General features: G+C 62.6%; 27 protein-coding genes. 22 read left to right on the top strand and 5 right to left on the bottom strand.

The genetic code is table 11. The annotated features are described in order from the left end of the window. Window positions 1-155: 155 nt before the first annotated feature. The 8 genes from ACZIRK_RS32555 to ACZIRK_RS32520 all read left to right on the top strand — a co-directional run bounded on the left by ACZIRK_RS32555 (window position 156) and on the right by ACZIRK_RS32520 (window position 6,731). Window positions 156-1,202, top strand: coding sequence for an alpha/beta fold hydrolase (locus ACZIRK_RS32555; protein WP_130226773.1), 1,047 nt, complete (start codon window positions 156-158; stop codon window positions 1,200-1,202). Window positions 1,203-1,228: 26 nt separating this feature from the next. Then, window positions 1,229-1,732, top strand: a complete 504-nt coding sequence (locus ACZIRK_RS32550; RefSeq protein WP_130226772.1) for a cytochrome P460 family protein — start codon at window positions 1,229-1,231, stop codon at window positions 1,730-1,732. A gap of 80 nt (window positions 1,733-1,812) precedes the next feature. Continuing rightward, window positions 1,813-2,184 carry an ArsC family reductase gene (locus tag ACZIRK_RS32545; RefSeq protein ID WP_474418838.1) on the top strand — a complete coding sequence of 124 codons (372 nt, stop codon included), beginning with the start codon at window positions 1,813-1,815 and terminating at the stop codon, window positions 2,182-2,184. Window positions 2,185-2,263: 79 nt separating this feature from the next. Beyond that, window positions 2,264-2,953: an RNA polymerase sigma factor gene (locus ACZIRK_RS32540; protein WP_130226770.1), complete on the top strand. Its 690-nt coding sequence runs from the start codon at window positions 2,264-2,266 to the stop codon at window positions 2,951-2,953. A 94-nt stretch (window positions 2,954-3,047) separates the two neighbouring features. Continuing rightward, on the top strand, window positions 3,048-3,566 hold the full coding sequence (locus ACZIRK_RS32535) for a DUF4142 domain-containing protein (protein ID WP_474418837.1): 519 nt from the start codon (window positions 3,048-3,050) through the stop codon (window positions 3,564-3,566). A gap of 19 nt (window positions 3,567-3,585) precedes the next feature. Continuing rightward, a complete protein-coding gene (locus ACZIRK_RS32530) occupies window positions 3,586-3,918 on the top strand; it encodes a cupredoxin domain-containing protein (protein ID WP_130226768.1) in 333 nt (110 codons plus the stop codon). A 214-nt stretch (window positions 3,919-4,132) separates the two neighbouring features. Continuing rightward, on the top strand, window positions 4,133-4,936 hold the full coding sequence (locus ACZIRK_RS32525) for a DUF427 domain-containing protein (RefSeq protein ID WP_474418836.1): 804 nt from the start codon (window positions 4,133-4,135) through the stop codon (window positions 4,934-4,936). 34 nt (window positions 4,937-4,970) lie between these two features. Next, window positions 4,971-6,731, top strand: a complete 1,761-nt coding sequence (locus ACZIRK_RS32520; RefSeq protein ID WP_130226766.1) for an MOSC and FAD-binding oxidoreductase domain-containing protein — start codon at window positions 4,971-4,973, stop codon at window positions 6,729-6,731. Here ACZIRK_RS32520 and ACZIRK_RS32515 read toward each other — a convergent pair. Both ACZIRK_RS32515 and ACZIRK_RS32510 read right to left on the bottom strand, forming a co-directional pair. After that, a complete protein-coding gene (locus ACZIRK_RS32515; RefSeq protein ID WP_130226765.1) occupies window positions 6,696-7,328 on the bottom strand; it encodes a TMEM175 family protein in 633 nt (210 codons plus the stop codon). The two genes, ACZIRK_RS32520 and ACZIRK_RS32515, sit on opposite strands and share 36 nt — an antisense overlap. 121 nt (window positions 7,329-7,449) lie before the next feature. Then, the gene (locus ACZIRK_RS32510; protein WP_130226764.1) at window positions 7,450-8,340 is read right to left on the bottom strand and encodes an SDR family oxidoreductase; all 891 of its coding nucleotides are present in this window, start codon (window positions 8,338-8,340) and stop codon (window positions 7,450-7,452) included. Window positions 8,341-8,431: 91 nt separating this feature from the next. Here ACZIRK_RS32510 and ACZIRK_RS32505 point away from each other — a divergent pair, with 91 nt between their 5' ends. After that, window positions 8,432-9,256, top strand: a complete 825-nt coding sequence (locus tag ACZIRK_RS32505; protein ID WP_130226763.1) for a helix-turn-helix transcriptional regulator — start codon at window positions 8,432-8,434, stop codon at window positions 9,254-9,256. A 175-nt stretch (window positions 9,257-9,431) separates the two neighbouring features. Here ACZIRK_RS32505 and ACZIRK_RS32500 read toward each other — a convergent pair whose 3' ends face one another. Then, window positions 9,432-10,034 carry a PAS domain-containing protein gene (locus tag ACZIRK_RS32500; protein ID WP_130226762.1) on the bottom strand — a complete coding sequence of 201 codons (603 nt, stop codon included), beginning with the start codon at window positions 10,032-10,034 and terminating at the stop codon, window positions 9,432-9,434. A gap of 335 nt (window positions 10,035-10,369) precedes the next feature. Here ACZIRK_RS32500 and ACZIRK_RS32495 point away from each other — a divergent pair, with 335 nt between their 5' ends. The 7 genes from ACZIRK_RS32495 (at window position 10,370) to ACZIRK_RS32465 (ending at window position 16,974) form a co-directional block, all read left to right on the top strand. After that, window positions 10,370-11,125, top strand: coding sequence for an ABC transporter ATP-binding protein (locus tag ACZIRK_RS32495; RefSeq protein ID WP_028166030.1), 756 nt, complete (start codon window positions 10,370-10,372; stop codon window positions 11,123-11,125). Then, window positions 11,118-11,864, top strand: a complete 747-nt coding sequence (locus tag ACZIRK_RS32490) for an ABC transporter ATP-binding protein (protein WP_130226761.1) — start codon at window positions 11,118-11,120, stop codon at window positions 11,862-11,864. Before ACZIRK_RS32495 ends, ACZIRK_RS32490 begins: the two co-directional genes overlap by 8 nt. 39 nt (window positions 11,865-11,903) lie before the next feature. Then, window positions 11,904-13,124: an ABC transporter substrate-binding protein gene (locus ACZIRK_RS32485; RefSeq protein ID WP_028166032.1), complete on the top strand. Its 1,221-nt coding sequence runs from the start codon at window positions 11,904-11,906 to the stop codon at window positions 13,122-13,124. Between the two features lie 68 nt (window positions 13,125-13,192). Next, window positions 13,193-14,056, top strand: a complete 864-nt coding sequence (locus ACZIRK_RS32480; protein ID WP_028166033.1) for a branched-chain amino acid ABC transporter permease — start codon at window positions 13,193-13,195, stop codon at window positions 14,054-14,056. A gap of 1 nt (window position 14,057) precedes the next feature. Continuing rightward, window positions 14,058-15,026 carry a branched-chain amino acid ABC transporter permease gene (locus tag ACZIRK_RS32475; protein WP_028166034.1) on the top strand — a complete coding sequence of 323 codons (969 nt, stop codon included), beginning with the start codon at window positions 14,058-14,060 and terminating at the stop codon, window positions 15,024-15,026. Between the two features lie 202 nt (window positions 15,027-15,228). Next, window positions 15,229-15,873, top strand: coding sequence for a DUF47 domain-containing protein (locus ACZIRK_RS32470; protein WP_028166035.1), 645 nt, complete (start codon window positions 15,229-15,231; stop codon window positions 15,871-15,873). Window positions 15,874-15,969: 96 nt separating this feature from the next. Next, a complete protein-coding gene (locus tag ACZIRK_RS32465; RefSeq protein WP_130226760.1) occupies window positions 15,970-16,974 on the top strand; it encodes an inorganic phosphate transporter in 1,005 nt (334 codons plus the stop codon). Here ACZIRK_RS32465 and sugE read toward each other — a convergent pair whose 3' ends face one another. Then, window positions 16,975-17,289: a quaternary ammonium compound efflux SMR transporter SugE gene (gene sugE, locus ACZIRK_RS32460; RefSeq protein ID WP_028166037.1), complete on the bottom strand. Its 315-nt coding sequence runs from the start codon at window positions 17,287-17,289 to the stop codon at window positions 16,975-16,977. 155 nt (window positions 17,290-17,444) lie between these two features. On the opposite strand from sugE, the gene ACZIRK_RS32455 reads away from it, so the two are divergent. The 5 genes from ACZIRK_RS32455 to ACZIRK_RS32435 all read left to right on the top strand — a co-directional run bounded on the left by ACZIRK_RS32455 (window position 17,445) and on the right by ACZIRK_RS32435 (window position 23,167). Then, a complete protein-coding gene (locus tag ACZIRK_RS32455; protein ID WP_028166038.1) occupies window positions 17,445-19,064 on the top strand; it encodes a peptide chain release factor 3 in 1,620 nt (539 codons plus the stop codon). 235 nt (window positions 19,065-19,299) lie between these two features. Then, window positions 19,300-19,908: a hypothetical protein gene (locus ACZIRK_RS32450; RefSeq protein WP_464347993.1), complete on the top strand. Its 609-nt coding sequence runs from the start codon at window positions 19,300-19,302 to the stop codon at window positions 19,906-19,908. 217 nt (window positions 19,909-20,125) lie between these two features. Next, a complete protein-coding gene (locus tag ACZIRK_RS32445) occupies window positions 20,126-20,710 on the top strand; it encodes an NnrU family protein (RefSeq protein WP_130226758.1) in 585 nt (194 codons plus the stop codon). 2 nt (window positions 20,711-20,712) lie between these two features. Further along, complete coding sequence (panB, locus tag ACZIRK_RS32440; RefSeq protein WP_130226757.1) at window positions 20,713-21,534, top strand: 3-methyl-2-oxobutanoate hydroxymethyltransferase; 822 nt, start codon at window positions 20,713-20,715, stop codon at window positions 21,532-21,534. A 4-nt stretch (window positions 21,535-21,538) separates the two neighbouring features. Next, the gene (locus ACZIRK_RS32435; protein ID WP_474418835.1) at window positions 21,539-23,167 is read left to right on the top strand and encodes a class I adenylate-forming enzyme family protein; all 1,629 of its coding nucleotides are present in this window, start codon (window positions 21,539-21,541) and stop codon (window positions 23,165-23,167) included. A 72-nt stretch (window positions 23,168-23,239) separates the two neighbouring features. Here the strand turns inward: ACZIRK_RS32435 and ACZIRK_RS32430 are convergent, their stop codons facing one another. Further along, window positions 23,240-23,638, bottom strand: coding sequence for an ester cyclase (locus tag ACZIRK_RS32430; protein ID WP_130226755.1), 399 nt, complete (start codon window positions 23,636-23,638; stop codon window positions 23,240-23,242). Between ACZIRK_RS32430 and ACZIRK_RS32425 the strand changes: the two genes are divergently transcribed. Further along, a complete protein-coding gene (locus tag ACZIRK_RS32425) occupies window positions 23,627-24,343 on the top strand; it encodes a hypothetical protein (RefSeq protein ID WP_474418834.1) in 717 nt (238 codons plus the stop codon). The two genes, ACZIRK_RS32430 and ACZIRK_RS32425, sit on opposite strands and share 12 nt — an antisense overlap. Window positions 24,344-24,611: the final 268 nt, after the last annotated feature.

The raw sequence follows: 24,611 nt of genomic DNA, 5'->3' as shown, positions 1-24,611 counted from the left end.
TATAGGGCCTGCCGGCTGTGACGGGAGTCGCAGCGAACCTAGCACAAGGCGGCTGAGGCAAAAATCAAAGCCATCTGAAGGATAAATCCAGATAGTCTCCAAGCGCTCACGGTCGGGAGGGGGCAAAAGGTCGCCAGTTCGAAACGGAGATCGCCATGTCCCAGGATATCAACCAGAGCCGCCGCCGCTTCTTCGGCGTTGCCGCCGGAACCTTCGCCGCCGCCCAGTTCGGCCTGATCGGATCCGCCTATGCGCAGGGCGCCAAGAAGGTGACGCTGCCCGCGGCGCGGCCGGGGGCGCATACGTCGTTCGGCCCGTTGAAGCAGATCGACGCCGGCCTCCTCAATGTCAGCTATGCCGAGGCAGGGCCTGCTGGTGGTCCCGTGGTGATCCTGCTGCACGGCTGGCCTTACGACATCTACAGCTATGTCGACGTCGCGCCGCTACTGGCATCCGCCGGCTATCGCGTGATCATCCCTTATCTGCGCGGCTATGGCCCCACGCGTTTCCTGTCCGATGCGACATTGCGAAACGGCCAGCCGGCGGCGCTCGCGGTCGACATCGTCGCGCTGATGGATGCGCTCAAGATCGGGAAGGCGACGCTTGCCGGCTACGACTGGGGCGCGCGCACGGCCAACATCATCGCCGCGCTCTGGCCCGAGCGCTGCAAGGCGATGGTCTCCGTCAGCGGCTACCTGATCGGCAGCCAGGAGGCCGGCAAGATGCCGCTGCAGCCGAAGGCTGAACTGCAATGGTGGTACCAGTTCTATTTTGCCACCGAGCGCGGGCAGCAGGGCTATGACAAGTACCGGCACGACTTCGCCAGGCTGATCTGGCAGCTCGCTTCGCCGAAGTGGAATTTCGACGACGCCACCTTCGAGCGCAGCGCGGCCGCCTTCGACAATTCCGATCACGTCCGCATCGTCATCCATAACTACCGCTGGCGGCTCGACCTCGCCCAAGGCGAAGCGAAATACGACGATCTGGAGAAGAAGCTCGCGACATTCCCTGTTATCACGGTGCCGACCATCACCATGGAAGGCGATGCCAACGGCGCGCCGCATCCGGAGCCGGGCGCATACGCCAAAAAATTCTCCGGCAAGTACGAGCACCGCCTCATCACCGGCGGCATCGGCCACAATCTGCCGCAGGAGGCCCCGCAGGCCTTCGCGCAGGCCGTCATCGATGTCGATAACGCCTGATCGAACAGCAACACGGTATCAAACTGATGCGACAGAATCTGAAATGGGCCCTGGCGGCTCTCATGGTGGCGTGCGCCACGACGGCAGTGCCCTTCGCCGCCAGCCTTGCCGACGATGGGGCGTCGCCGATCTTCGGTGTCAGGATTCCCGAAGGCTATCGCGACTGGAAGCTGATCGCGGTCGGACAGGAGGTCGGCCTCGATGAACTGCGGGGCGTCCTCGGCAATGCCACCGCGGTCAAGGCCAGCAAGGGTGGCACGCTGCCGTTTCCGGACGGCACGACCTTCGTCAAGCTAGCCTGGAAGCATGTCCCGGTCGAAGGCCTCGACGGCGCCTTCATCACCGGCTCGCCCACGACCGTCCAGATCATGGTCAAGGACTCCGCCAAATACGCCTCCACCGGCGGCTGGGGCTTTGGCCGGTTCATCGACGGCAAGCCCGTGGACGAGGCCCAGCACAGGACCTGCTTCGCCTGCCACGAAGCCCATGCGAAGGATCACGATTTCGTCTTCACGCGATATGGACGCTGAGGAATTCACAGGAGGCGTGGTGCCCAATCTGGCGCAACAGCGATTGCGCAGCTACTTTCTCGTGGCAACGCACCCGAGGAATGGCTTTGAGCATCACCATCTACGGCATCAAGAACTGCGACACCATGAAGAAGGCGCGCGCCTGGCTCGACGGCCATGGCGTCGCCTATGATTTCCACGACTACAAGGCGGCCGGCATCGCCAAGGACAAGCTGAAGCAATGGAGCGACGAGGTCGGCTGGGAAACGCTGCTCAACCGGGCGGGCACCACATTCAAGAAATTGCCCGACGCCGACAAGGAAGGCCTGAACGAGCGCAAGGCCCTGGCGCTGATGGCGGCGCAGCCGTCGATGATCAAACGGCCGGTGCTGGACCTCGGCGGCAAGCTCCTAGTCGGCTTCAAGGAGGAGGTCTACGCCAAGGAAGTGAAGTCGCGCGGCCGCAAGGGGTAGGGCGGGGGCGATTTTCGGGAACCTCTGCGCCTCGGCCGCATCTAATTCTGGTATCCGCTGGAATGAAGGCGAGAACGCTATGCAATCGGCCACCACACCCAAGTCTGCGCCGGCTGCGGCCGGCGACGTCGAACTCGTCAAGCGCGCATTGGCGCGCGACGAGGCCGCCGTTCGCGCCATCCTTAAAGCCAACAATCGCAGGCTCTATCGGCTGGCGCGCGGCATCCTGCGCAACGACAGCGAGGCCGAGGACGTCGTCCAGGAAGCCTATGTCCGGGCCTTCACGCATCTTGCCGATTTCCGCGGCGAGTCCAGCCTGTCAACATGGCTGTCGCGGATCACGATGAACGAGGCGCTGGGACGGCTGCGCCGCGAGCGGCCCGGGGTCGAAATTTCGTCACTGCCGCAAGGCGCGCTGGAAGCGCAGATCATCCAGTTTCCCCTGATGTCCACTGCAGACGATCCTGAAAAATCCATGGCTCAGCGCGAAATCCACAGAGTTGTCGAGGCCGCCATCGACGAACTGCCGGAGGCGTTTCGCCTCGTCTTCATCACGCGCGTGGTTGAGGGCATGAATGTCGAGGAGACCGCCGAGCTTCTTGACCTGAGGCCTGAGACGGTGAAGACGCGGCTGCACCGCGCCCGCGCCATGCTGCGCGACAATGTCGAGAAGAAGATTGGTCCTGTCATCATGGAGATGTTCCCGTTCGCCGGCCGCCGCTGCGACCGGCTGACCGAAGCCGTGCTGCAACGGCTCGACTACATCTGAAGAATTTTGGGAACCTCGCCCACCGATCGCCATCCAACTCCTGTGCAAGCGAAATGCGCCGTCGGGAACCCGAGGCGCCACAGGAGGACCAGATATGTTCGCTCAATTGGGAGCGGCGATCGCCGCGGTGATGTTGTTGAGCAGCCCAGCGCTTGCCGAAAGCAAGCTCACCGATCCACAGATCGCCCACGTCGCGTACACCGCCGGCAATATCGACATCGCGGCGGCCAAGCAGGCGCTGACGAAGGCCAGCAACAAGGACGTCAAGGCGTTCGCGGAAGACATGGTGCGCGACCATGAGGCCGTGAACAAGCAAGCGCTCGACCTCGTCAAGAAGCTCAAGGTCACGCCCGAAGACAACGACACCAGCAAGGCATTGTCGAAGCAGGCGGCCGACAAGCTCGCCGAGCTCGGCAAGCTCCACGGCGCCGCCTTCGACAAGGCCTACATCGCCAACGAGGTCGCCTATCACAAGATCGTCGACAGCGCGCTGGAAACGAAGTTGATCCCATCGGCCAGCAACCCCGAGCTGAAGAGCTTGCTGCAGACCGGCCTGAAGATCTTTCAGGGCCACGAGCAGCACGCCGAGCATGTCGCCGCAGAGCTGAAATAACATTGTAGGGGAGCTGCCCATGCAGCCCGGACGCCTCTGTCTGATCGCCGGCGTGCTTTCCCTTGCGGCGATGGCGGTCCCCGCGCATGCCGCGACGATCACGATCGTGATGGAGAATCTGGTGGTCTCGCCGGCCGAGGCCACGGCCAAGCTCGGCGATACCATTGAATGGGTGAACAAGGACGTGGTCGCGCACACTGCGACCGCGAAGAACGGCGATTTCGACGTGACGATACCGCCGAGGAAGACCGTGACTTACGTCCTGAAGAAGGCGGGCACGGTCGACTACTACTGCCGCTTCCATCCCAACATGAAGGCGGTGCTCAAGATCGGCAGTGAGGCGTCGCCTTGATCGGCAGGAGGTTCATGGAACCTTGCTGCAGGTCGCCGTTCCAGGGTAGATATACTTCCGGACGTCAACCGGCCTCGATCATCAACCCTTGAGGGAGAGAGCAGTGGGACTGTCCTGGCAACAAGGTCCGCTCTCAACGGGAGCATTTGGCCGGTTCCTCGTGCCCGAACCGCTGCCGAAGCGATTGTTATACGTAGAGCGTTTGCGCCGGCGCATGCGCGTGCGCTTCGGGGAAATCTGGATCGCTGACAGCGAGCATGTCCTCTTGCTCTTCGAACCGGGCCGGTATCCGGTCGCCTATTTCCCGGAGAGCGATGTTTCGCCACACGTCCTGGAGCGCACCGAGCATACCACGGAGCATCCCGATCTCGGGCCCACGTCCTGGTACAGCGTTCGGGCGGACGAACAACACATCGCGCCGCGAGGAGCGTGGCAGCACACCGGTCTGCCCGCCCACGCGAGCGAACTGCAGGCGCGCGTCGCATTCGCCTGGCGGGCCATGGATGCATTCTACGAAGAAGACGAAAGAATCCTCGGCCATGCCGCTGACCCCTACCACCGCATCGACATTCGCCAGGCCTCGCGTAACCTCGTTGTCCGCCATGGTGAACGGATCATCGCCGACACCAAGCGGCCGCTGGTCCTCTACGAGTCCGGCTTCGCGCCGCGCTGGTACGTTCCACGCGCTGATATCGATGAGGCCGCTCTCGCTCCGGTGAAACTCCAGACCTTCTGCCCGTACAAAGGACTGTGCAGCTACTACAGCATCGGTGACGCACGCCAGGCGGCCTGGTTCTATCCTGATGCTTATCCCGAGGTGCGCCGCATCTCCAACCTGGTGTCGTTCGAACCTGATCTCGTCACGGTCCTTCTCGATGGCACCCAGCTCCATCTTGAGCCGGGTCAGACGGTGGTCCCGCATGGCGCCGATCGCAACCTCGACCTCGCCGAGGTGGTTCGCCCTGCAAATGGGCATCAGCGGTCACCCGATAGCGGCCCCGCGGCTGAGAGCGGCTAGGAAACTTCCGGTCCCCACAAAAGCGGAGCAGGACATGGCGCGGTTGCTATCGGTGAACGTCGGGCTTCCGCGCGATATCGCGTGGAAGGGGCGCACTGTACACACCGGGATCTGGAAAAATCCGGTGCGCGGCCGCTGTCGGGCAGGCCGGTTGAATCTGGACGGAGACGGTCAAGGGGACCTGGCCGGCCACGGAGGTGAGCAGCGAGCCGTCTTCGTCTACCAGACCGAGTCGTATCGCCATTGGCAGGATCAACTGAACCGGACCGACTTTGTCCACGGACAGTTCGGCGAGAATTTCACGATCGACGGGTTGCCTGACGACGCCGTGTGCATCGGCGATCGCTATCAGATCGGCACTGCGCTGTTCGAGGTCACTCAGCCTCGCGTGACCTGTTATCGCGTGGGCATTCGGATGAACGAGCCACGGATGCCGGCATTGCTGACATCCAGCGGACGGCCGGGGTTCTACTTCCGCGTCCTAAGGGAAGGGGAGGTGGGTGCCGGCGACGAAATCGTGAAGGTGGGCGAGGCGAACGAGCGAATGACCGTCGCCGAGATCAATGCGCTGCTCTATTCGCCCGATCACGCGCGTGACCGATTGGAGCGCGCCTTGCGCATCGAGGCGCTTTCGCCTGGATGGCGATCGTCGTTTGAGGCATTGCTGCAGAGCCAAACGACTGCTGCGGGGAGCGGAAACGCGGGGCTCGCGCCGGCAGCAGCTTTGCATCCGGTTGCACCGGGATTTCGGCCACTCGCCGTGGCGGCGATCGATCAGGAGTCCGCGGACGTCCTCTCGCTGTCGATGCAGGATCCGCATGGTCAGCCGCTGCAACTGGCCTTGCCAGGTCAGTACCTCGTCTTACGTCTTCGACCGACCGACGGCCCGCCACTCTTTCGCAGCTACTCCCTCTCGGGTCCTCTCTCGACGGAGCGCTATCGGATCAGCGTAAAGATCGAGCCGAATGGGGTGGCCGGAACCTACCTGCGGAAGCATCTCCAGGTGGGCGATGTGCTCGACGTCAGCTCGCCGCGTGGAAGCTTCATTCTGCAGTCCGGGGAGCGGCCCGTGGTGTTGCTCAGCGCGGGAATCGGAGCGACGCCTGTTCTGGCGATGCTGCACGCGCTGGCGGAGGCCCGCTCGACACGGCAAGTCGTGTGGCTGCACGCGGCTCGCGACCGACAGCATCATCCATTTGCCGCCGAAGTCCGCCGCCTCATGCTCGGGCTCACCCGCGGCCGCAGCTATGTTAGCTACAGCAGACCGGGCTCGGGCGATAAGATCGGCGAGGACTTCGACGCGACCGGTCATCTGTCGCAATCGATCTTTGACGAGGTCGGCGTTCCGCGAGAGGCGGAGGTCTACCTCTGCGGCCCGGCCCGGTTCATGGCGGACATGAAAACCGCGCTCGCGTCATTTGGCGTGCCGCCGGAGCGCCTTCACGTCGAAATTTTCAATGGCAGCGAGTCGATGACTCCCGGCATCGTCGGCGCACCGATGCGTGCGCCTCATCCACCGGAGGACGACGCCAACACCGGTCCGCTGGTATCGTTCGCGCGAAGCGGCGTTGCCGCACACTGGAAAGCGTCGGCGTATCAGAGCATCTTGGAACTGGCCGAGGCGTGCAACGTGCCGGTTCGTTGGTCGTGCCGGACCGGTGTTTGTCACAACTGTGAAAGCGGCCTGGTTTCAGGCGCGGTCGCCTATGGACCGGAACCGCTCGATAAGCCTGCTGACGGCAACGTTCTGGTTTGCTGCTCACGACCGATCGGCGATGTCGTTGTCGATTTTTGAGTCCGCGGTTCCATCGCGCTGCGGAGTCCATGGCGGATCTGGTCTCAGATAGCCGATGAGGCAGCAGATGCAGATTCCGAGGCCGACGAGCGGATATCTCAAGGCCACGACGGCAGACACACCGAAGAGGCACAATGTCGCCAGCGACCGCACGCGCATGATCCTGCGCACCTTTGGTGGAATCTTCCCGTCGGGGGTCCGATCGATGAGCTCCCAGATCAGCGCGATGTAGGTCGCGTTCACCAGGAAGAAAACGGCCGCGTAGAACGCCACCGGCTGCGGCGCGAGTTCGCTCACTGCCATCCAGGCCGTGGAGAGGGGAAGCAGCGACATCGAAAACAGGTGCGCGAAATTGAACCACAACAGGCTCGGCGTGGCCTCATCGGCGTAGCGCATCAGGTAGTGGTGATTGGCCCAGACAATGGCGATGAAGAGGTAACTGACGGCATAGCTTAGCCACGTCGGCCAGAGAGCCAGCAACGCCTCGAAAGTGGGCCGCTCCGGCGGTCTCAATTCCAAGACCAGCACTGTGATGAGCACGGCGAACACGCCGTCCGAGAACGTGCTCAGTCGCTCCGGTGTCGCTCTACGCAGCACGCTCGCGCCCTCCGATCTCGCGAAGGGGGCGAGGTTTGCAGAGCGAAGTATTTGCGTCAATCGGCCGGCAGACGCTAGGGCGCTGGTATTCGAGCTTGTGTTCGAAAACCTCTCGGATCGCTCAAACCTTGAAGTAACCCGGCTGGCCGATGTCGGCGATCAAGTTAGCCCCCGTGGGCGTCCAGCCCAACCGCTGCTGCGTCAACGCGCTGGAGGCCGGCATGTCCAAACCGGCGAACATTGCCAGTGGCCCGTAATAATCGGCCGCCTCTTCTTTCTTGATCGAAACAACCGGCACATTCAACGCGCGGCCGATCACTTCGATGACTTGGCGCATGGGTACGCCTTCTTCGCCAACAGCGTGGTAAATTCCGTCTACCGCGCCCTTCTCCAACGCAAGCCGGTATAGGCGGGCGACATCCTGCCTATGCGCCGCAGCCCAGCGTTCGGCGCCTTCGCCGACATAGGCGGCGGCGCCTTTTTGACGCGCGAGCTCGAGCAGATAAGTGATCAGCCCAGCTTTTCCGTCGGCGCCATGCACTTGCGGCAGGCGTATCGCCATCGCGCGCACGCCACGCGACGCATAGGCCAAACCGGCCTGCTCGGATACGCGCGGAACATGCGGGCTTGAATCGCGTCGCATATCTTCGGTGATCACCACACCTGGCGCGATGAGGCCCGTTCCCGAGGTCACGATGAAAGGCTTGTTCGTGCCAGCCAGCACGTCGCCCATGGCTTCGATGGCGGCCTTGTCGATCGCGCCATTCTCCGCGAATTTCGTGAAATCATGGATGAAGGCCAGATGGATCACGCCGTCCGAATCCCTTGCGCCGCGCTTCAGGCTTTCCAGGTCCTGCAGCGAGCCGCGATGAACCTCCGCGCCTAGTTTCTCGAGCGTCTGGACGTTCGCTTCAGAGCGCGCGAGGCCGACAACCTGATGCCCGTTTGCGATGAGTTCTTTTGTAGTTTCGGTGCCGATAAATCCGGCGGCGCCGGTGACGAATACGCGCATGAGAAGCACTCCCTGTTCAGAATGCCGGGATATTGCTAAGCTGATCATTCGGGTAAAGTAGTGAGATTATACAGGTATAATCGCTAACAGGATGACGGACGCGAACTCGCTCGGGGCTTATCTCAAGGATCGTCGCGCTAAGCTCGATCCTGCGGCATTCGGCTTTCCGCTAAGGCGGCGGCGAACGCCGGGACTTCGGCGCGAAGAAGTGGCGCAGCGCGCGAATGTAAGCGCCACATGGTACACTTGGCTGGAGCAGGGGCGCGGCGGCGCGCCTTCCGCCGATGTGCTGGATCGCATTGCTCGCGCCATGATGCTGACCGACGTCGAGCGCGAACATCTGTTTCTGCTCGGCCTGGGCCGGCCACCCGAAGTCCGCTATCACGCGCCCGAAGGTATCTCACCCCGTCTGCAACGCGTGCTCGATACGCTGGAGTACAGTCCCGCTTTTATTCGCACGGCGACATGGGATTTGATCGCTTGGAACAGGGCCGCCGCGACGGTGCTCACCGACTACAGCAAACTGCCGGATGGGCAGCGCAATGTTCTGCGCATGATGTTCCGCGATAGCCGCGTGCGCGCAGCGCAGTCCAACTGGCAAAGTGTTGCGCGCTATGTGGTGGCGTCCTTCCGCGCGGACGTGGCGCGCGCCGGTGCGGCGCGCAATGTGCAATCGCTGGTCGATGAACTCTGCGCGACAAGCCCCGAATTCGCGGCAATGTGGCGTGACAACGACGTGCAAGGGCATGGCGATGGCGTGAAAGTCCTGCATCATCCCACCGCGGGACCACTCTCGATGGAGTTTTCTGCTTTCGCCGTCGATGGCCGGCCCGACCTCAATATGGTGATCTACAATCCTGCAACGCCCGCGGACGCGGACAAGATCCGCGCGCTTCTGAAGTCTCCGCCGAAGTAGGCGCGCCCCCGACGGACTCGATCTCAGCGGTAGCGAAAGGTGCGCGTTGGCTGGTTGAACAAGCGATTCGATAGGCGACGGTGTGACTTCCGTTTCGCGTCAAAGCGGCAAGGTTCAGAGCGAACGGTTTCCGGTTTGCGTCTCAAAGCAGACGCCGGCGTTTATGCGTGCCGCCCTAATCGAATTCGAGCACGTCGGCGGCTGCGAGGCGGCCGGGGGTGCGGTGGAAGAGATCGCGATCGATGACCGCGCACAGCTTTGGCGCCGGCAGCTTGTCGCCGCCGCGCATCAGGTTCTTGATCTCGAAATGGCCGTCTTCGCAGATCGTCTTGAGCGAGGCGATGATGCGGCTGATCCGGCCGTCTTCGCCAAATGGCAGGAGCAGCCGCTCATAGGCGACCGGCCGTCCGTAGATGTCGTCGACATGTGCGATCGTGTAGACCGGCAGGCCGCGCGCGATGCATTCGTGGTAGACTGGCATAATGATCGGTGCGAGGCGCGGGCCCAGATAGTCGTCGAGAGCGCGGCCCTTTCCGGTGTGCCCGTAGGCATGCGCCATCCGCGTGCCCTCGCTCTGGATCGTCAATCGCGGCGGCTGCGGTTCGGCTTCGACCGCGTAGTGGACGAGGTCGAGCCTCTCATCCTCTAATCGTTCCGGCTCATATTCATCGACGCGGGGCGTCGATTGGTCACGGGCATAAAGCCTGAGCCAGGTGTTCAGCAGATCGCGCTGCCGGATCGATTTAATGATCGATGAATTGGCGCTCTCGAATTCCAAGGTCGAAAATCCGTCCCAGGACCAGATGGCCGGAGCATCGGCTTGATCGGGAAATATTCTATGAAGGCTTGGCTGCGCAGTAAAACACCGTTAATGGCGACTTTCCGAAGCGATAAATCGGGCGTGGCCGCAATTGGACTATTGGAGCAGGCGGAACCGGTACGGGTGCGTCCACAGTGCTCTGCTTTCCACCTTGCCTAACCCTTGTCGCATCGGCATATTCCGCCGCCGGAGGCGGCGGTCCGGGATGGTTTTCCGGGGTCGCGGAAAACCAACCGGATCAGGAAAAGATTGGCCGCGCTCGCAATCGCAGCGAGGCCGACGGGGGAAATTGTTTGGCCGACGAGTTCATTCTCGAGACCCACGGATTGACCAAGGAATTCGCGGGTTTCTTTGCCGTACGCGACGTCGCATTGAAAGTGCGTCGCGGCAGCATCCATGCGTTGATCGGGCCCAACGGGGCCGGCAAGACGACATGCTTCAACCTGCTGACAAAATTCCTAAAGCCGTCTGCCGGCCGGATTGCATATAAGGGGCAGGACATCACCGCGATGCCGCCGGCCGATGTCGCGCGTCTCGGATTGGTGCGCTCGTTTCAGATCTCGGCGGTTTTCCCGCATCTGACTGCGCTGGAGAATGTTCGCGTCGCTTTGCAGCGCCAACACGGCAATTCCTTCGATTTCTGGCGCTCGAAAAGCGTGCTCGACCGCTACAACGCCCGCGCGCTGGAGCTGCTCGACGATGTCGGCCTGAGCGAGTTCGCCAACATTCCCGCCGTCGAGATGCCCTATGGCCGCAAGCGCGCCCTGGAGATTGCAACGACGATCGCGCTCGACCCGGAGATGATGTTGCTGGACGAGCCGATGGCCGGCATGGGCCATGAGGACATCGACAAGATTGCCGCCTTGATCAAGCGCATCTCCGCGAAATACACCATCCTGATGGTCGAACATAACCTCTCGGTGGTGGCGAATCTTTCCGACATCATCACCGTGTTGACGCGAGGGCAGGTGCTCGCGGAGGGCCATTATGCCGACCTCTCCAAGGACGAGCGCGTGAAGGAAGCCTATCTGGGAGCCGGTCATGCCTGAGCTGAAAATGGCTGAAGCTCCGGCCGCAAAGCCTGCGGCCGCGCCGGTGTTGGCTGTGAAGGACCTCCAGGCCTGGTATGGCGAGTCCCACATCCTGCACGGCATCAATTTTCAAGTGAATGCCGGTGAGGTGGTCACGCTGCTCGGGCGCAACGGCGCCGGCAAGACCACCACGCTGAAGTCGGTGATGGGGATCATCGGCAAGCGCTCCGGTTCGATCCGCTTCGAGAATCAGGAGATCATCCGCGCGCCCTCCGACAGGATCGCGCGGATGGGCATCGCTTTCTGTCCGGAGGAGCGCGGCATTTTCTCGAGCCTGGACGTTCGCGAAAACCTGCTGCTGCCGCCGACCGTGCGCCCCGGGGGCCTCTCGCTTGACCAGATCTTCGACCTATTTCCGAATTTGAAGGAGCGTCTCACCAGCCAGGGCACCAAGCTGTCCGGCGGCGAGCAGCAGATGCTCGCGATTGCGCGCATCCTGCGCACCGGCGCGCGTTTCCTGATGCTGGACGAACCGACCGAGGGGCTCGCGCCGGTCATCATCCAGCAGATCGGCCATACTATCGCGCGGCTCAAATCGGAGGGCTTTACCATTCTGCTGGTCGAGCAGAATTTCCGTTTCGCGTCGACGGTCGCTGACCGGTATTACATTGTCGAGCACGGCAAGGTGATCGACGGTTTTGCCAATTCGGAGCTCTCCGCCAACATGGACAAGCTCCACACTTATCTCGGCGTCTGAATTGCCGACCTCAAGAAAAGCAAGAAGGACCACAATCATATGAAGAACAGGATTTCGGCGCTGCTGCTTGGCACCGCCCTGGCGTTCGCTACGGCTGGCCTCGCGCTTGCGCAGGACAAGACCGTCAAGATCGGTGCGCTCTCCGACCAGTCCGGGCTCTATTCAGATCTCGGCGGGCCCGGCTCGACGCTTGCGGCGCAGATGGCGGTTGAGGACTCCGGGCTGCTCGCCAAGGGCTGGAAGATCGACGTCATTTCCGGGGATCACCAGAACAAGCCCGACATCGGCTCCACCATTGCGCGGCAGTGGTTCGACGTCGACAAGGTCGACATCATCGTCGACGTGCCGAATTCCGGCGTGGCGCTTGCTGTCAACAACGTCGTCAAGGAGAAGAACGGCGTCTACATCAACTCCGGCGCGGCGACCTCGGACCTGACCAACGCGCAGTGCACGCCGAACACGGTGCATTGGACCTACGACACTTACATGCTGGCGCATTCCACCGGACAGGCGCTGGTGAAATCCGGCGGTGACACCTGGTTCTTCCTCACCGCCGACTACGCCTTCGGCGCCGCGCTGGAGCGCGACACGACGGCCGTCATCACCGCCAATGGCGGCAAGGTGCTCGGCAGCGTCAAGCATCCGCTCAACACCTCGGACTTCTCGTCCTTCCTGCTGCAGGCGCAATCGTCCAAGGCCAAGATCATCGGCCTTGCCAATGCGGGCGGCGACACCACCAACTCGATCAAGCAGGCGGCTGAATTCGGCATCGTCTCCGGCGGCCAGAAGCTGGCGGCGCTGCTGTTGTTCCTCACCGACGTCAAGGCGCTCGGGCTCGATGTCGCGCAAGGCCTGAACTTCACCGAGACCTTCTATTGGGACATGAACGACCAGACCCGGACGTTCGCCAAGCGTTTCGGCGAGCGTTCGAAGAACCACGCCATGCCGTCCATGGTCCAGGCCGGCGTCTATGCGGGCCTGCGTCACTATTTCAAGGCGCTGGAAGCGCTTGGCGGCAATCCGCACGACGGCGTCAAGGTCGTGGAGAAGATGAAGTCGATCCCGACCGAGGACGATCTGTTTGGCAAGGGCGAAATCCAGCCGAACGGCCGCGCCATCCATCCGGCGTACCTGTTCGAGGTGAAGAAGCCTTCGGAATCCAAGGGGCCCTGGGATTTCTACAAGCTGGTCGCCACCGTTCCGGCCGACCAGGCGTTCACGCCGCTTTCCGAAAGCAAGTGCGCGCTGCTCAAGAAGTAACTATCATCGCCCGCCGGCGGTGAAGCCGGCGGGCTCCATTTGGGGGGAGGGGGGCGAAGGCCAACGCGATGCAGGCTCTCTACGCACAGCTACTTGTGGGACTGATCAACGGCTCGTTTTACGCGCTGCTCAGCCTGGGGCTTGCCGTGATCTTCGGCATGCTCAACATCATCAATTTCGCCCATGGCGCGCTCTACATGATGGGCGCCTTCTGCGCCTATTTCCTGCTCAACATCGCCGGCATCAACTATTGGTGGGCGCTGCTCATCGCGCCCATCGTGGTCGGCATCTTCGGCATGATCCTGGAGCGGACCATGCTGCAATGGCTGTCCGGGCTCGACCACGTCTATGGCCTGCTGCTGACCTTCGGCATCGCGCTGATCATCCAGGGCATCTTCCAGAACTATTTCGGCTCCTCCGGCCTGCCGTACCAGATTCCCGACGCGCTCCGCGGCGGCATCAATCTCGGCTTCATGTTCCTGCCGATCTATCGCGGCTGGGTGGTCGTTTTCTCGCTGGTGATATGCCTGGCCACCTGGTTCCTGATCGAGAAGACGCAGCTCGGCGCATACTTGCGCGCTGCGACCGAAAATCCGACGCTGGTACGCGCGTTCGGCATCAACGTGCCGAGGATGATCACGCTCACCTACGGCCTCGGCGTCGGGCTTGCGGCGCTCGCGGGCGTGCTGTCGGCGCCGATCAACCAGGTCCGACCGCTGATGGGCGCCGACCTCATCATCGTCGTGTTCGCGGTGGTGGTGATCGGCGGTATGGGATCGATCATGGGATCGATCATCACCGGTTTTGCGCTCGGCGTGATCGAGGGACTGACCAAGTATTTCTACCCTGAGGCTTCCAACACCGTCGTGTTCGTTCTGATGGTGCTGGTCCTGCTTGTGAAGCCGACGGGACTGACTGGACGGGCGGCCTGATATGTCAGCACTTACCGACGATACCCTGCCGGTCACGCCCCGCGCGATGCGTGACGAGATGGTTGCCTTCGCCGTGATGGCGGTGCTGCTGGCCATCGTGCCGCTCACCGGCATCTATCCGTTCTTCGTGATGCAGGCGCTGTGCTTTGCGCTGCTCGCCTGCGCCTTCAACCTCTTGGTCGGCTATGGCGGCCTGCTGTCGTTCGGCCACGCGATGTTCCTGGGGACCGCCGGCTACGTCTCGGCGCATGCGCTGAAGGTGTGGGCGCTGCCGCCGGAGCTCGGCATCATCATCGGCACGGCCGCGGCCTGCGGGCTTGCCGTCATCACCGGCTACATCTCGATCCGCCGGCAGGGCATCTACTTCTCGATGATCACGCTGGCGCTGTCGCAGCTCCTCTACTTCATCTACCTGCAGGCGCCGTTCACCCATGGCGAAGACGGCATCCAGGGCATTCCGCAGGGCTTCCTGTTCGGCGTCTTCAACCTCGCCAAGCCGACAGTGCTCTATTACGTCGTGCTCGCCGGCTTCCTCGGCGGCTTCCTCCTGATCTACCGGACCATCAACTCGCCCTTCGGCGAGGTGCTGAAGTCGATCCGCGAGAACGAGCCGCGGGCGATTTCGCTCGGCTACAAGACCGACCAGTACAAGCTGCTCGCCTTCATTCTATCGGGCACGCTGGCGGGCTTTGCCGGCTCGCTCAAGGTGTTCGTGGCCCAGAACGCCTCGCTGACCGACGTGCACTGGTCGATGTCCGGCGAGATCGTGCTGATGACGCTGGTTGGCGGCCTCGGCACCATCTTCGGTCCCGTGGTCGGCGCCTTCATCATCATCGCCATGCAGCAATATCTGGCCGGTTACGGCCAGTGGGTGACCGTGATCCAGGGCGTCATCTTCGTCGCCTGCGTGCTGACCTTCCGCCGCGGCATCATCGGCGAGGTCGCGCGTTTGCTGAGGCGGTCGCTGTAGCACCATCGGCCGGCCCGCTCGATTGGAGCCCAACGCCACACTGTTGCGTTGGGCCGTCGGAGGCATCGGAGCCACGAGCTACAAAGCGGTGGATGACCCGGTTCCGCCCGCGGAGCGCTGGCCGTCCCTGTACAAAATGTTCTATGACAGTTTTGTGACAGGTGATCCCGGAGCGTCCTCCGGAAAGATGGATTTTGAGCCTATGCTGCGCTGGTTTCGAAGCTTTTTGCCCAAGGAGGAGCGGTTTTTCGACCTGTTCGCCCGGCATGCCAAGACCGCGGTCCAGTGCGCGATGGCGCTGCAGGACATGCTGAAGGGTGGGGACGAGACGCCGGTCCACTGCCAGCGCGTCAACCAGTTCGAGAACGACGCCGACAACATCACCCGCGAGGTTCTGACTGCCGTCCGCCGCACCTTCATCACCCCGTTCGACCGCGGCGACATCAAGAACCTGATCACGGCCATGGACGATGCCGTCGACCAGATGCAGCAGACCGCCAAGGCGGTGGTGCTGTTTGAGGTGCGCGCGTTCGAGCCGCCGATGCGCGAAATGGGCACTCTGATCGTCGAATGCGCCGACCTGGTCGGGCGCGCGCTGCCGCTGTTGCAGTCGATCGGCAGCAACGTCGCGATGCTGACGCAGATCACCGAGGAACTGACCAAGCTCGAGGGCCGGGTTGACGATCTCCACGACATCGGGCTGAAGGAGCTCTATCTCAAGCATCGCGACGCCAACACGATGGATTTCATCGTCGGTGCCGAGATCTACGATCACCTCGAAAAAGTCGCCGACCGCTTCGACGACGTCGCCAACGAGATCAACTCGATCGTGATCGAACAGGTCTGAGCATGATCCCGAAAAGTGGGCACCGGTTTTCCCCGCTACAAACGCGCAGCGTTTGCGCGCAGATCATGCTCAAGAAAATAAAGTAGGGCGGTTTACGTGGACGCCACGCTTGGTCTTCCGATCCTGGTGATCCTGATCGCGGTCGCCCTGCTGTTCGATTTCCTGAACGGCCTGCACGATGCCGCGAATTCGATCGCGACCATCGTCTCGACGCGCGTGCTGCGGCCGCAGTACGCGGTGTTCTGGGCGGCGTTCTTCAACTTCATCGCCTTCATGGTGTTCGGCCTGCATGTCGCCAATACCATCGGCACCGGGATCATCGAGCCCGAGGTCGTCGATGTGACCGTGATCTTCGCCGCGCTGGTCGGCGCCATCGTCTGGAACGTGATCACCTGGGCGCTCGGCATTCCCTCGTCGAGTTCGCATGCCCTGATCGGCGGCCTGATTGGTGGCGGCATGGCGAAGGCGGGGATCTCGGCGGCGGTGTGGAGCGGGCTCTCCAAGACGCTGCTCGCAATCGTGCTGTCGCCGCTGATCGGTTTCCTGCTGGCCTTGGTGCTGGTTGCGATCGTGTCCTGGCTCTCGGTGCGGTCGACGCCGTTCGCCGTCGACCGCGCCTTCCGCACCCTGCAATTCGTCTCCGCCTCGCTCTATTCGCTCGGCCATGGCGGCAACGACGCGCAGAAGACCATGGGCATCATCGGCGTGCTGCTGTATTCGCAGGGGCGTCTCGGCGAGGAGTTTCACATTCCATTTTGGGTGGTGCTGGCCTGTCAGGCGGCGATGGCGATGGGCACCCTGATGGGCGGCTGGCGCATCGTCCGCACCATGGGCCTCCGCATCACGAAGCTGACGCCGATGCAGGGTTTCTGCGCGGAGACCGGCGGGGCGGCGACCCTGTTCATGGCGACCTTCCTCGGGGTTCCCGTTTCCACCACCCACACCATCACCGGCGCCATCGTCGGCGTCGGTGCGGCGCGCCGGATGTCGGCGGTGCGCTGGAATGTCGCAAGCTCGATCGTCTATGCCTGGGTCATCACTATCCCGGCCGCGGCGGCGGTTGCGGCCGTTACCTATTGGGTGGTGTTGGCGCTGCGCTGATCAGGTCACAAGCTTGAGGCCGACAATGCCGGCCACGATCAGCCCGATGCTCGACAGCCGAAGCGCGGTGGCCGGTTCGCCGAACAGGACGATGCCGAGCATCGCCGTTCCGACCGCGCCGATGCCGGTCCACACCGCATAGGCGGTTCCGATCGGCAGTGTCTTCAGCGCGAGCCCGAGCAGGACGATGCTGCCGACCATGCTCAAAAGCGTCAGCGCCGATGGAACGAGCCTTGTGAAACCTTCGGTATATTTGAGCCCGATCGCCCAACCGATCTCCATCAGACCGGCGATGAGCAAGATAGTCCAGGCCATGACGACCCTCCTTGATAAGGCAGGGTCGTCCCCGCGGCTATTATCGCGAACAGGAAGGTCGTCCTTCCTGTGCGCGAATATGGGGCTGGCTTTGGCGCTCCGCAATCACCATATAGGCTTGATTGACACTGGTTTCCCTGCCAAACGCTCCCGCCATGTCCGACCTTGCCCTGACAGCCGAATCGCCGTCTCGTTCCCCGCTTGCCGATGAAGTGGCGCGGCGGCGCACGTTTGCGATCATCTCGCACCCGGACGCCGGCAAGACCACGCTGACCGAAAAGCTCCTCTTGTTCGGCGGCGCCATCAATCTCGCCGGCCAGGTCAAGGCCAAGGGCGAACGGCGGAACACGCGTTCCGACTGGATGAAGATCGAGCGCGAGCGCGGCATCTCGGTGGTCACCTCGGTGATGACCTTCGAGTTCCAGGACCACGTGTTCAACCTCCTGGACACGCCGGGCCATGAGGACTTTTCGGAAGACACCTATCGGACGCTGACCGCAGTCGACTCGGCGGTGATGGTGATCGACGCCGCCAAGGGTATCGAAGCCCGCACGCGAAAACTGTTCGAAGTGTGCCGCCTGCGCGACATCCCGATCATCACCTTCATCAACAAGATGGACCGCGAGAGCCGCGACACTTTCGACCTCCTGGACGAGATCGAAAAGACGCTGGCGCTTGACACCACGCCGATGACCTGGCCGGTCGGTCGCGGCCGCGATTTCATGGGCACCTATGACGTCAGGAACGGCGGCGTGCGCCTGCTCGAGGGCGGCGGCGCCAAGACCGGGCAGGCCGAGCAGATCGACATCGCCGATCTCGCCAGCCGCAATCCCAACCTCGACGTCGCCGAGATCAAGGACGAGCTCGCGCTGGTGTCGGAAGCCTGCAAGCCGTTCGAGCTCGACGCGTTCCGCGAGGGCCATCTGACGCCGGTCTATTTCGGCAGCGCGCTGCGCAATTTCGGCGTCGGCGACCTCCTGGAAGGTCTCGGTCAGTTCGCGCCGGCGCCGCGCGCGCAGGATTCCGACCTGCGCAAGGTCGAGGCATCGGAGCCGCGCATGAGCGCCTTCGTGTTCAAGATCCAGGCCAACATGGATCCGAACCACCGCGACCGCATCGCGTTCGCGCGGCTCTGTTCGGGCAAGCTCAGCCGCGGCATGAAGGCCAAGCTGGTGCGCACCGGCAAGAACATGAGCCTGTCGAGCCCGCAATTCTTCTTCGCCCAGGACCGTTCGGTGGCGGACGAAGCTTTCGCCGGCGACGTCGTCGGCATTCCCAATCACGGCACGCTGCGGATCGGCGATACGCTCACCGAAGGCGAGGAATTGACCTTCGTCGGCGTGCCGAGCTTCGCGCCGGAAATCGTCCGCCGCGTGCGGCTGACGGACGCGATGAAGGCGAAGAAATTGAAGGAAGCCTTGCAGCAGATGTCCGAGGAGGGCGTCGTGCAGGTGTTCCGCCCGCGCGACGGCGCTCCGGCCCTGGTCGGCGTGGTCGGTCCGCTGCAGCTCGACGTGCTGAAGGCACGGCTGGATGCCGAATACTCGCTGCCCGTGGAATTCGAAGTGTCCGAATTCCAGCTCGCGCGCTGGATCTCCTCCGACGACCGCAAGAAGCTGGACACCTTCGTCGCCGCCAACAATTCCGCCATCGCCGACGATGTCGACGGCGATCCCGTGTTCATGGCCAGGAACGAATTCTATCTCGGCTACACCCAGGAGCGCGCCGAGGGTATCACCTTCTCCAACGTCAAGGACGTCAAGCGGAAGGGGTAGGGGCGGCGTCGCACCGGCCGTCGTCCCCCGCGAAGGCGGGGGACCCAGTACGCCGTGGCCTCTCCGTGAAGCACGATCGTCTCTGGAATACTGGATCGCCCGATCAAGTCGGGCGATGACAGCGGTACGGGCGGAACCTCCATGCCGCGCACGCAAGGAAGTGAACGCGTGCGAGCTTGATGACGTCCCTCGCGCCCCTCATTTTCATCGAGGCGGCATCCAAAGGGCTTCTCTCATGCTGCGACGCGTCGTGATCTGCATCGCCCTCGTCGTCTTCGGAATTTCCGCGGGCCATGCCGCCGAGCGGCTTCGGCACCAGATCAACCCCGTGCCGTTCGCGCATACGCCCTGCAGCGTGCTCGAGGAAGGACCCTGCACGCCGTCCTATTGCGGCGTGTTTAGCACTTGGCCGTGCATCCCCGAGATGAACTACCCCTATGGCGAGAACCTGCAGCTCACGATCATGACGGTGCCGCCGCAGGATCAGGCGGCCAAATACAAGAAGCCTGATCACGATCTCGATACCATCGGCGATCTCTTCCAGGCGCTGCGCTCCTGTTGGACGCCGCCGCCGGCCGACGACGGGCGTGAGGGCATGCAGATGTCGGTCCGTTTCAGCTTCAAGCGATCCGGCGAGATGATCGGAGCGCCGCGCATGACGTTCGCCACCTCAGGCGTTCCCGCGGATACCCGCACCACCTACCTGAACGCGATCGACGCCTCGCTGAAAGGCTGCCTGCCGCTCAAATTCACTAGCGGCCTCGGCGGCGCGCTCGCCGGCCGCCCGATCGCGATCCGCTATGTCGACAACCGCGAATTGGGCAAGCAGGCGGAGAAGCCGTAAGCCCCTGACCGTCGTCATTGCCGGGCTTGACCCGGCAATCCATCCCTCAAGAGAATCATTATTGTCCGCTGCGCGGAAGATGGATACGCGGGTCAAGCCCGCCTATGACGCGCGGAGGGTCGATGCCAAGGGCTCGCCCATTTTGGCGCATTGCACTCCATGCGGCTAAAATGATACGCGAGGCTCAATAACCGCACCACGCCGAGGGAGGGACATCGTGGGACTGCTGGTGATGATCCTGGGACTGATCCTGTTCTTCGCCGTCCACACGCTCACGACCCAGCGCGGCTTGCGCGCGCGCTGCATCGATGCAATGGGCGAGGGCGGCTACAAGATCGCCTATTCGGTGGTCTCTGCGGTCGGGCTCGCGCTGATCATCTGGGGATTTGCCCGTTATCGCGCGACGGGTTGGATTGACGTCTGGTATCCGCCGACATTCCTGAAGCACATCACCATCGCGCTGATGCTGCCCGCCGTGATCCTGGTGGTGGCCTCCTACATCCGCGGCCGCATCTACACGACGCTGAAACATCCGATGCTCGCCGGCATCAAATTATGGGCGGCGGCGCATCTGCTCGCCAATGGCGATCTCGGCTCGATCATCCTGTTCGGCTCGTTCCTGGCCTGGGCAGTATTTGACCGCATCTCGCTGAAACATCGCACTGACGCCGGCGGCCCGCCGATTCCGGTCGGCGGTGCCGGCAATGATGCGATCGCGGTCGCAGTCGGCGTCATTGCCTATGTCGCACTGGCCTTCGCGTTCCATCCGGTCGTGATTGGCGTTCCCGTCGTTGGAGCTTAACAATGTCCGTACAATCAGCCATCAAGCGCAAGACCGCACCCGATATCCGTGCCCGCAAGAACGGCGAGCCGATTGTGATGCTGACGTCGTATCACGCGCATACCGCGGCGCTGGTCGACCGCTACTGCGACGTCATCCTGGTCGGCGATTCTCTCGGCAACGTCATGCATGGGCTCGAGACTACTGTGCCCGTCACGCTGGAGATGATGATCCTGCAGGGGCGCGCTGTGATGCGCGGCTCCGAGCGCGCGCTTGTCGTAGTGGACATGCCGTTCGGCTCCTATGAGGCGTCAAAGGAGCAGGCGTTTCATTCCGCGGTGCGGATCTTGAAGGAGACCGAGTGCGGCGCGGTGAAGCTCGAAGGCGGCGCTCGCATGGCCGAGACCGTGGCGTTCCTGGCCGAGCGCGGCATTCCCGTGATGGGCCATATCGGGCTGACGCCGCAATCGATCAACACGCTCGGCTCGTTCCGCGCGCAGGGGCGCGACGAGAGGGGCTGGGCGCCGATCGAGAACGACGCCAAGGCGATCGCGGAAGCCGGCGCCTTCTCGGTCGTGATCGAGGCCGTGGCCGAGCCGCTCGCGCGCAAGATCACGCAAGAGATCGCCATTCCCACCATCGGCATCGGCGCAAGCGCCGCCTGCGACGGCCAGGTGCTGGTGCTCGAGGACATGCTCGGACTGTCGCCGCGCACCCCGAAATTCGTCCGCCGCTACGGCAATCTCGGGCCCTCGATCGAAGCGGCCATCGAAGGCTATGCCGCCGACGTCCGCACGCGCAAATTCCCCGGGCCCGAGCATGTCTACGACATGAAAAAGAGCTAGCCAGATGGACTGGTCAGGCCATTCGATTCCGGACATGCGGCTTGAAGCGCGTTTCGGCGACCGCGTCGTGCCGGTGTTTTGCGCGCGGCCGAACAGCATCTGGGCAATGATATCGGACGCCGCCGCAAGAAACCCTGACGGCGAGGCGCTGATCTGCGGCGACAGGCGGATGAGCTGGCGCGAGGTCGTGCAGCAATCGGCGCAGGTCGCCGCCGGATTGCAGAAGCTCGGCCTGCGCGCCGGCGATCGTGTCGCGGTGCTGCTCGGCAATCGCATCGAATTCGTGCTGACGATGTTCGCCGCCGCGCATGCGGGCCTGGTGACCGTGCTGCTCTCGACCCGGCAGCAGAAGCCGGAGATCGCCTATGTCCTGGGCGACTGCGGCGCCAGGCTCCTGATCCACGAGGCGACGCTTGCCGCGCGTGTGCCGGACGCGGCCGATGTCCCCGCGCTGGAGCATCGGATTTCGGTCAGCGATGACAGCACCTCGCAATTCGCGGCGCTGCTGGACAATGCGCCATCCGAAGCGCCCGCAATGGTCGGCGAAGAGGATATCGCGATGATCCTCTACACATCAGGCACCACGGGACGGCCGAAAGGCGCGATGCTCGCGCATTGCAACGTCATCCATTCCTCGATGGTGTTCGTGTCCACCCTGAAACTCACAGCGGCGGATCGTTCGATCGCGGCCGTGCCGCTGGCGCATGTCACCGGCGCGGTCGCCAATATCACGACCATGGCTTGCTGCGGCGGCGCGCTGATCATCATGCCCGAGTTCAAGGCGGCGGAATATCTGAAGGTCGCCTCCCGCGAGCGCGTCACCTACACCGTGATGGTGCCGGCGATGTACAATCTCTGCCTGCTGCAGCCCTATTTCGACAGTTACGATCTCTCGAGCTGGCGCATCGGCGGCTTCGGCGGCGCCCCGATGCCGGTTGCGACGATCGAGCGATTGGACGCGAAATTGCCCGGACTGAAGCTCGCGAACTGCTACGGCGCCACCGAGACCACATCGCCCTCGACCCTGATGCCGGGCGAATTGACGGCTGCGCATATCGACAGCGTCGGCCTGCCGTGCCCCGGCGCGGAGATCATCGTGATGGACGGCAATCACCGCGAGCTGCCGCGCGGCGAGATCGGCGAGATCTGGATCCGCAGCGGCTCGGTCATCAAAGGCTACTGGAACAATCCGCAGGCGACCACTGAGAGCTTCACCGCCGGCTTCTGGCACTCCGGCGATCTCGGCTCAATCGACGAGCGCGATTTTGTCCGCGTGCTCGATCGCGCCAAGGACATGATCAACCGCGGCGGCCTGAAGATCTATTCCGCCGAAGTCGAGTCGGTGCTGGCAGGCCATCCCGCAGTCGTGGAGAGCGCGATCATCGCCAAGCCCTGTCCGGTGCTGGGCGAGCGCGTCCATGCGGTGGTGGTGACCCGCGACGAGGTTGGCGCAGAAGTTTTGCGCGCCTGGTGCGCCGAGCGGTTGTCCGACTACAAGGTGCCGGAAACAATGGCGATCACGCGCGACCCGTTGCCGCGCAATGCCAACGGCAAGGTGATCAAGCGACAGTTACGCGAAGCGCTGGCGGACGCCCAACCTCTCCCGTCGTCCTGCGAAAGCAGGTACCCATAACCACAGGGAGGCGTTGCGGCGCGAGCAAGCGGTTGCGGCGGAGCACATCACAAGCGACGGTAGTGATGGGCGTCATTGCGAGCGTCGCAACTGGGCTTCGATGGCCGGCTTGTCTATGACCGACCAAACCTCGACGATCTTACCTTCCCGAAATTCGTAAATAACGTTCTCGGCGAACGAAACTCGTTTCCCGTCGATCTTGAGCCCGAGAAATTCTCCTTTCGGCGTGCAGTCGAAGAGCAGGCGGCTCGACACGTAAGGCGGCTCCGCGATCAAGAGCTGGATATTGAACGAGAGGTCCGGGATCTGCTGAAAGTCATTTTCGAGCATCTGGCGATAGCCTGACAATCCAATCTGCCGGCCATTGTGGCGTACGTCATCGTTGACGAACCGTCCCAAATTCGTCCAGTCCTGCGCGTTCAAGCAGGTGATGTAGTCTCGATAGACTTTGGAGAGATATTGCGGCGTCACGACAAACCTCCCTTAACGCAGGTATCCGAGATCAATGGGTTCCATCGCCACCACGGTCACATCGCTGCCCTGCGAATGCGCTGTGGCTGTCAGGACAACCTTTACCCAGCCTGGCAGCCAAGGCATATTTCCCCAACGATTTTTAAGGGATTTCGCAAGGCGATGAACCAGGGAATCCAGCAGGTCGTTGGCGCCTATGTCAGACTGAAGAATGTGACGGCGCTGTTGGAGATGAAGGCTCACCGAAAGGAACTGCTCTCTCGGGCGCTTGACACGGATCAGTTCAGCCTCGCGCTATCACGTGATCTGTGCCGGCAGGATCTCGCCGCGATCGAAGACGGCGTCCAGGATATCTTGAAGGGTGGCACGCTGCGAGGTTACGTCGATCATATAAAGCCTCACACCATTGCTGGCTGGGCTCAGTGCGTCGACTATCCCGAAATCCCGCTTCGCGTGGAACTCTATTTTGACGGCAGGCTGGTCGGTAGCGTTCTGGCCGACCGCTATCGACAGGATCTCGAAAACGCCGATCTTGGAAGCGGCAACCACAGTTTCCAATTCAAACCCGATCAACACGCTTTCCTTGCGGCAGAACTGATCGAGGTTGCGGCGCCGGATGGCAAGCTCCTTCACGGGGGAACGTTGAAGCGGACAACTGCGGCGAGTGCAGACCCGCCGCTGCTCGCGCTCAATCCTTCACCGTAACCGATCTGCCCGGCTTTAGAGCATGATCCGGAAAAGTGGGTACCGGTTTTCCCTCGCGACAAACGCGAAGCGTTTGCGCGGAGATCATGCTCAAACAAAAAGATAGAGCGAGATGATGATTCGAAGAAAAATCATCACGCTCTAGGCTGTGTGGACTCTTGGGATTCTCAAATCAGACGGAACGTGATTCAAGGCTTTCTTTTAGGAGGAAGCCTTGGGGGTTCTGGATCGGCTCGTTCTAAACGACACGCAATGGGACCGTATCTCC

The sequence above is a fragment of the Bradyrhizobium sp. Leo114 genome (assembly GCF_055229415.2).
Note: the sequence above shows the minus strand (reverse complement) of the source record. Positions and strands in the feature narration are given on the sequence as shown.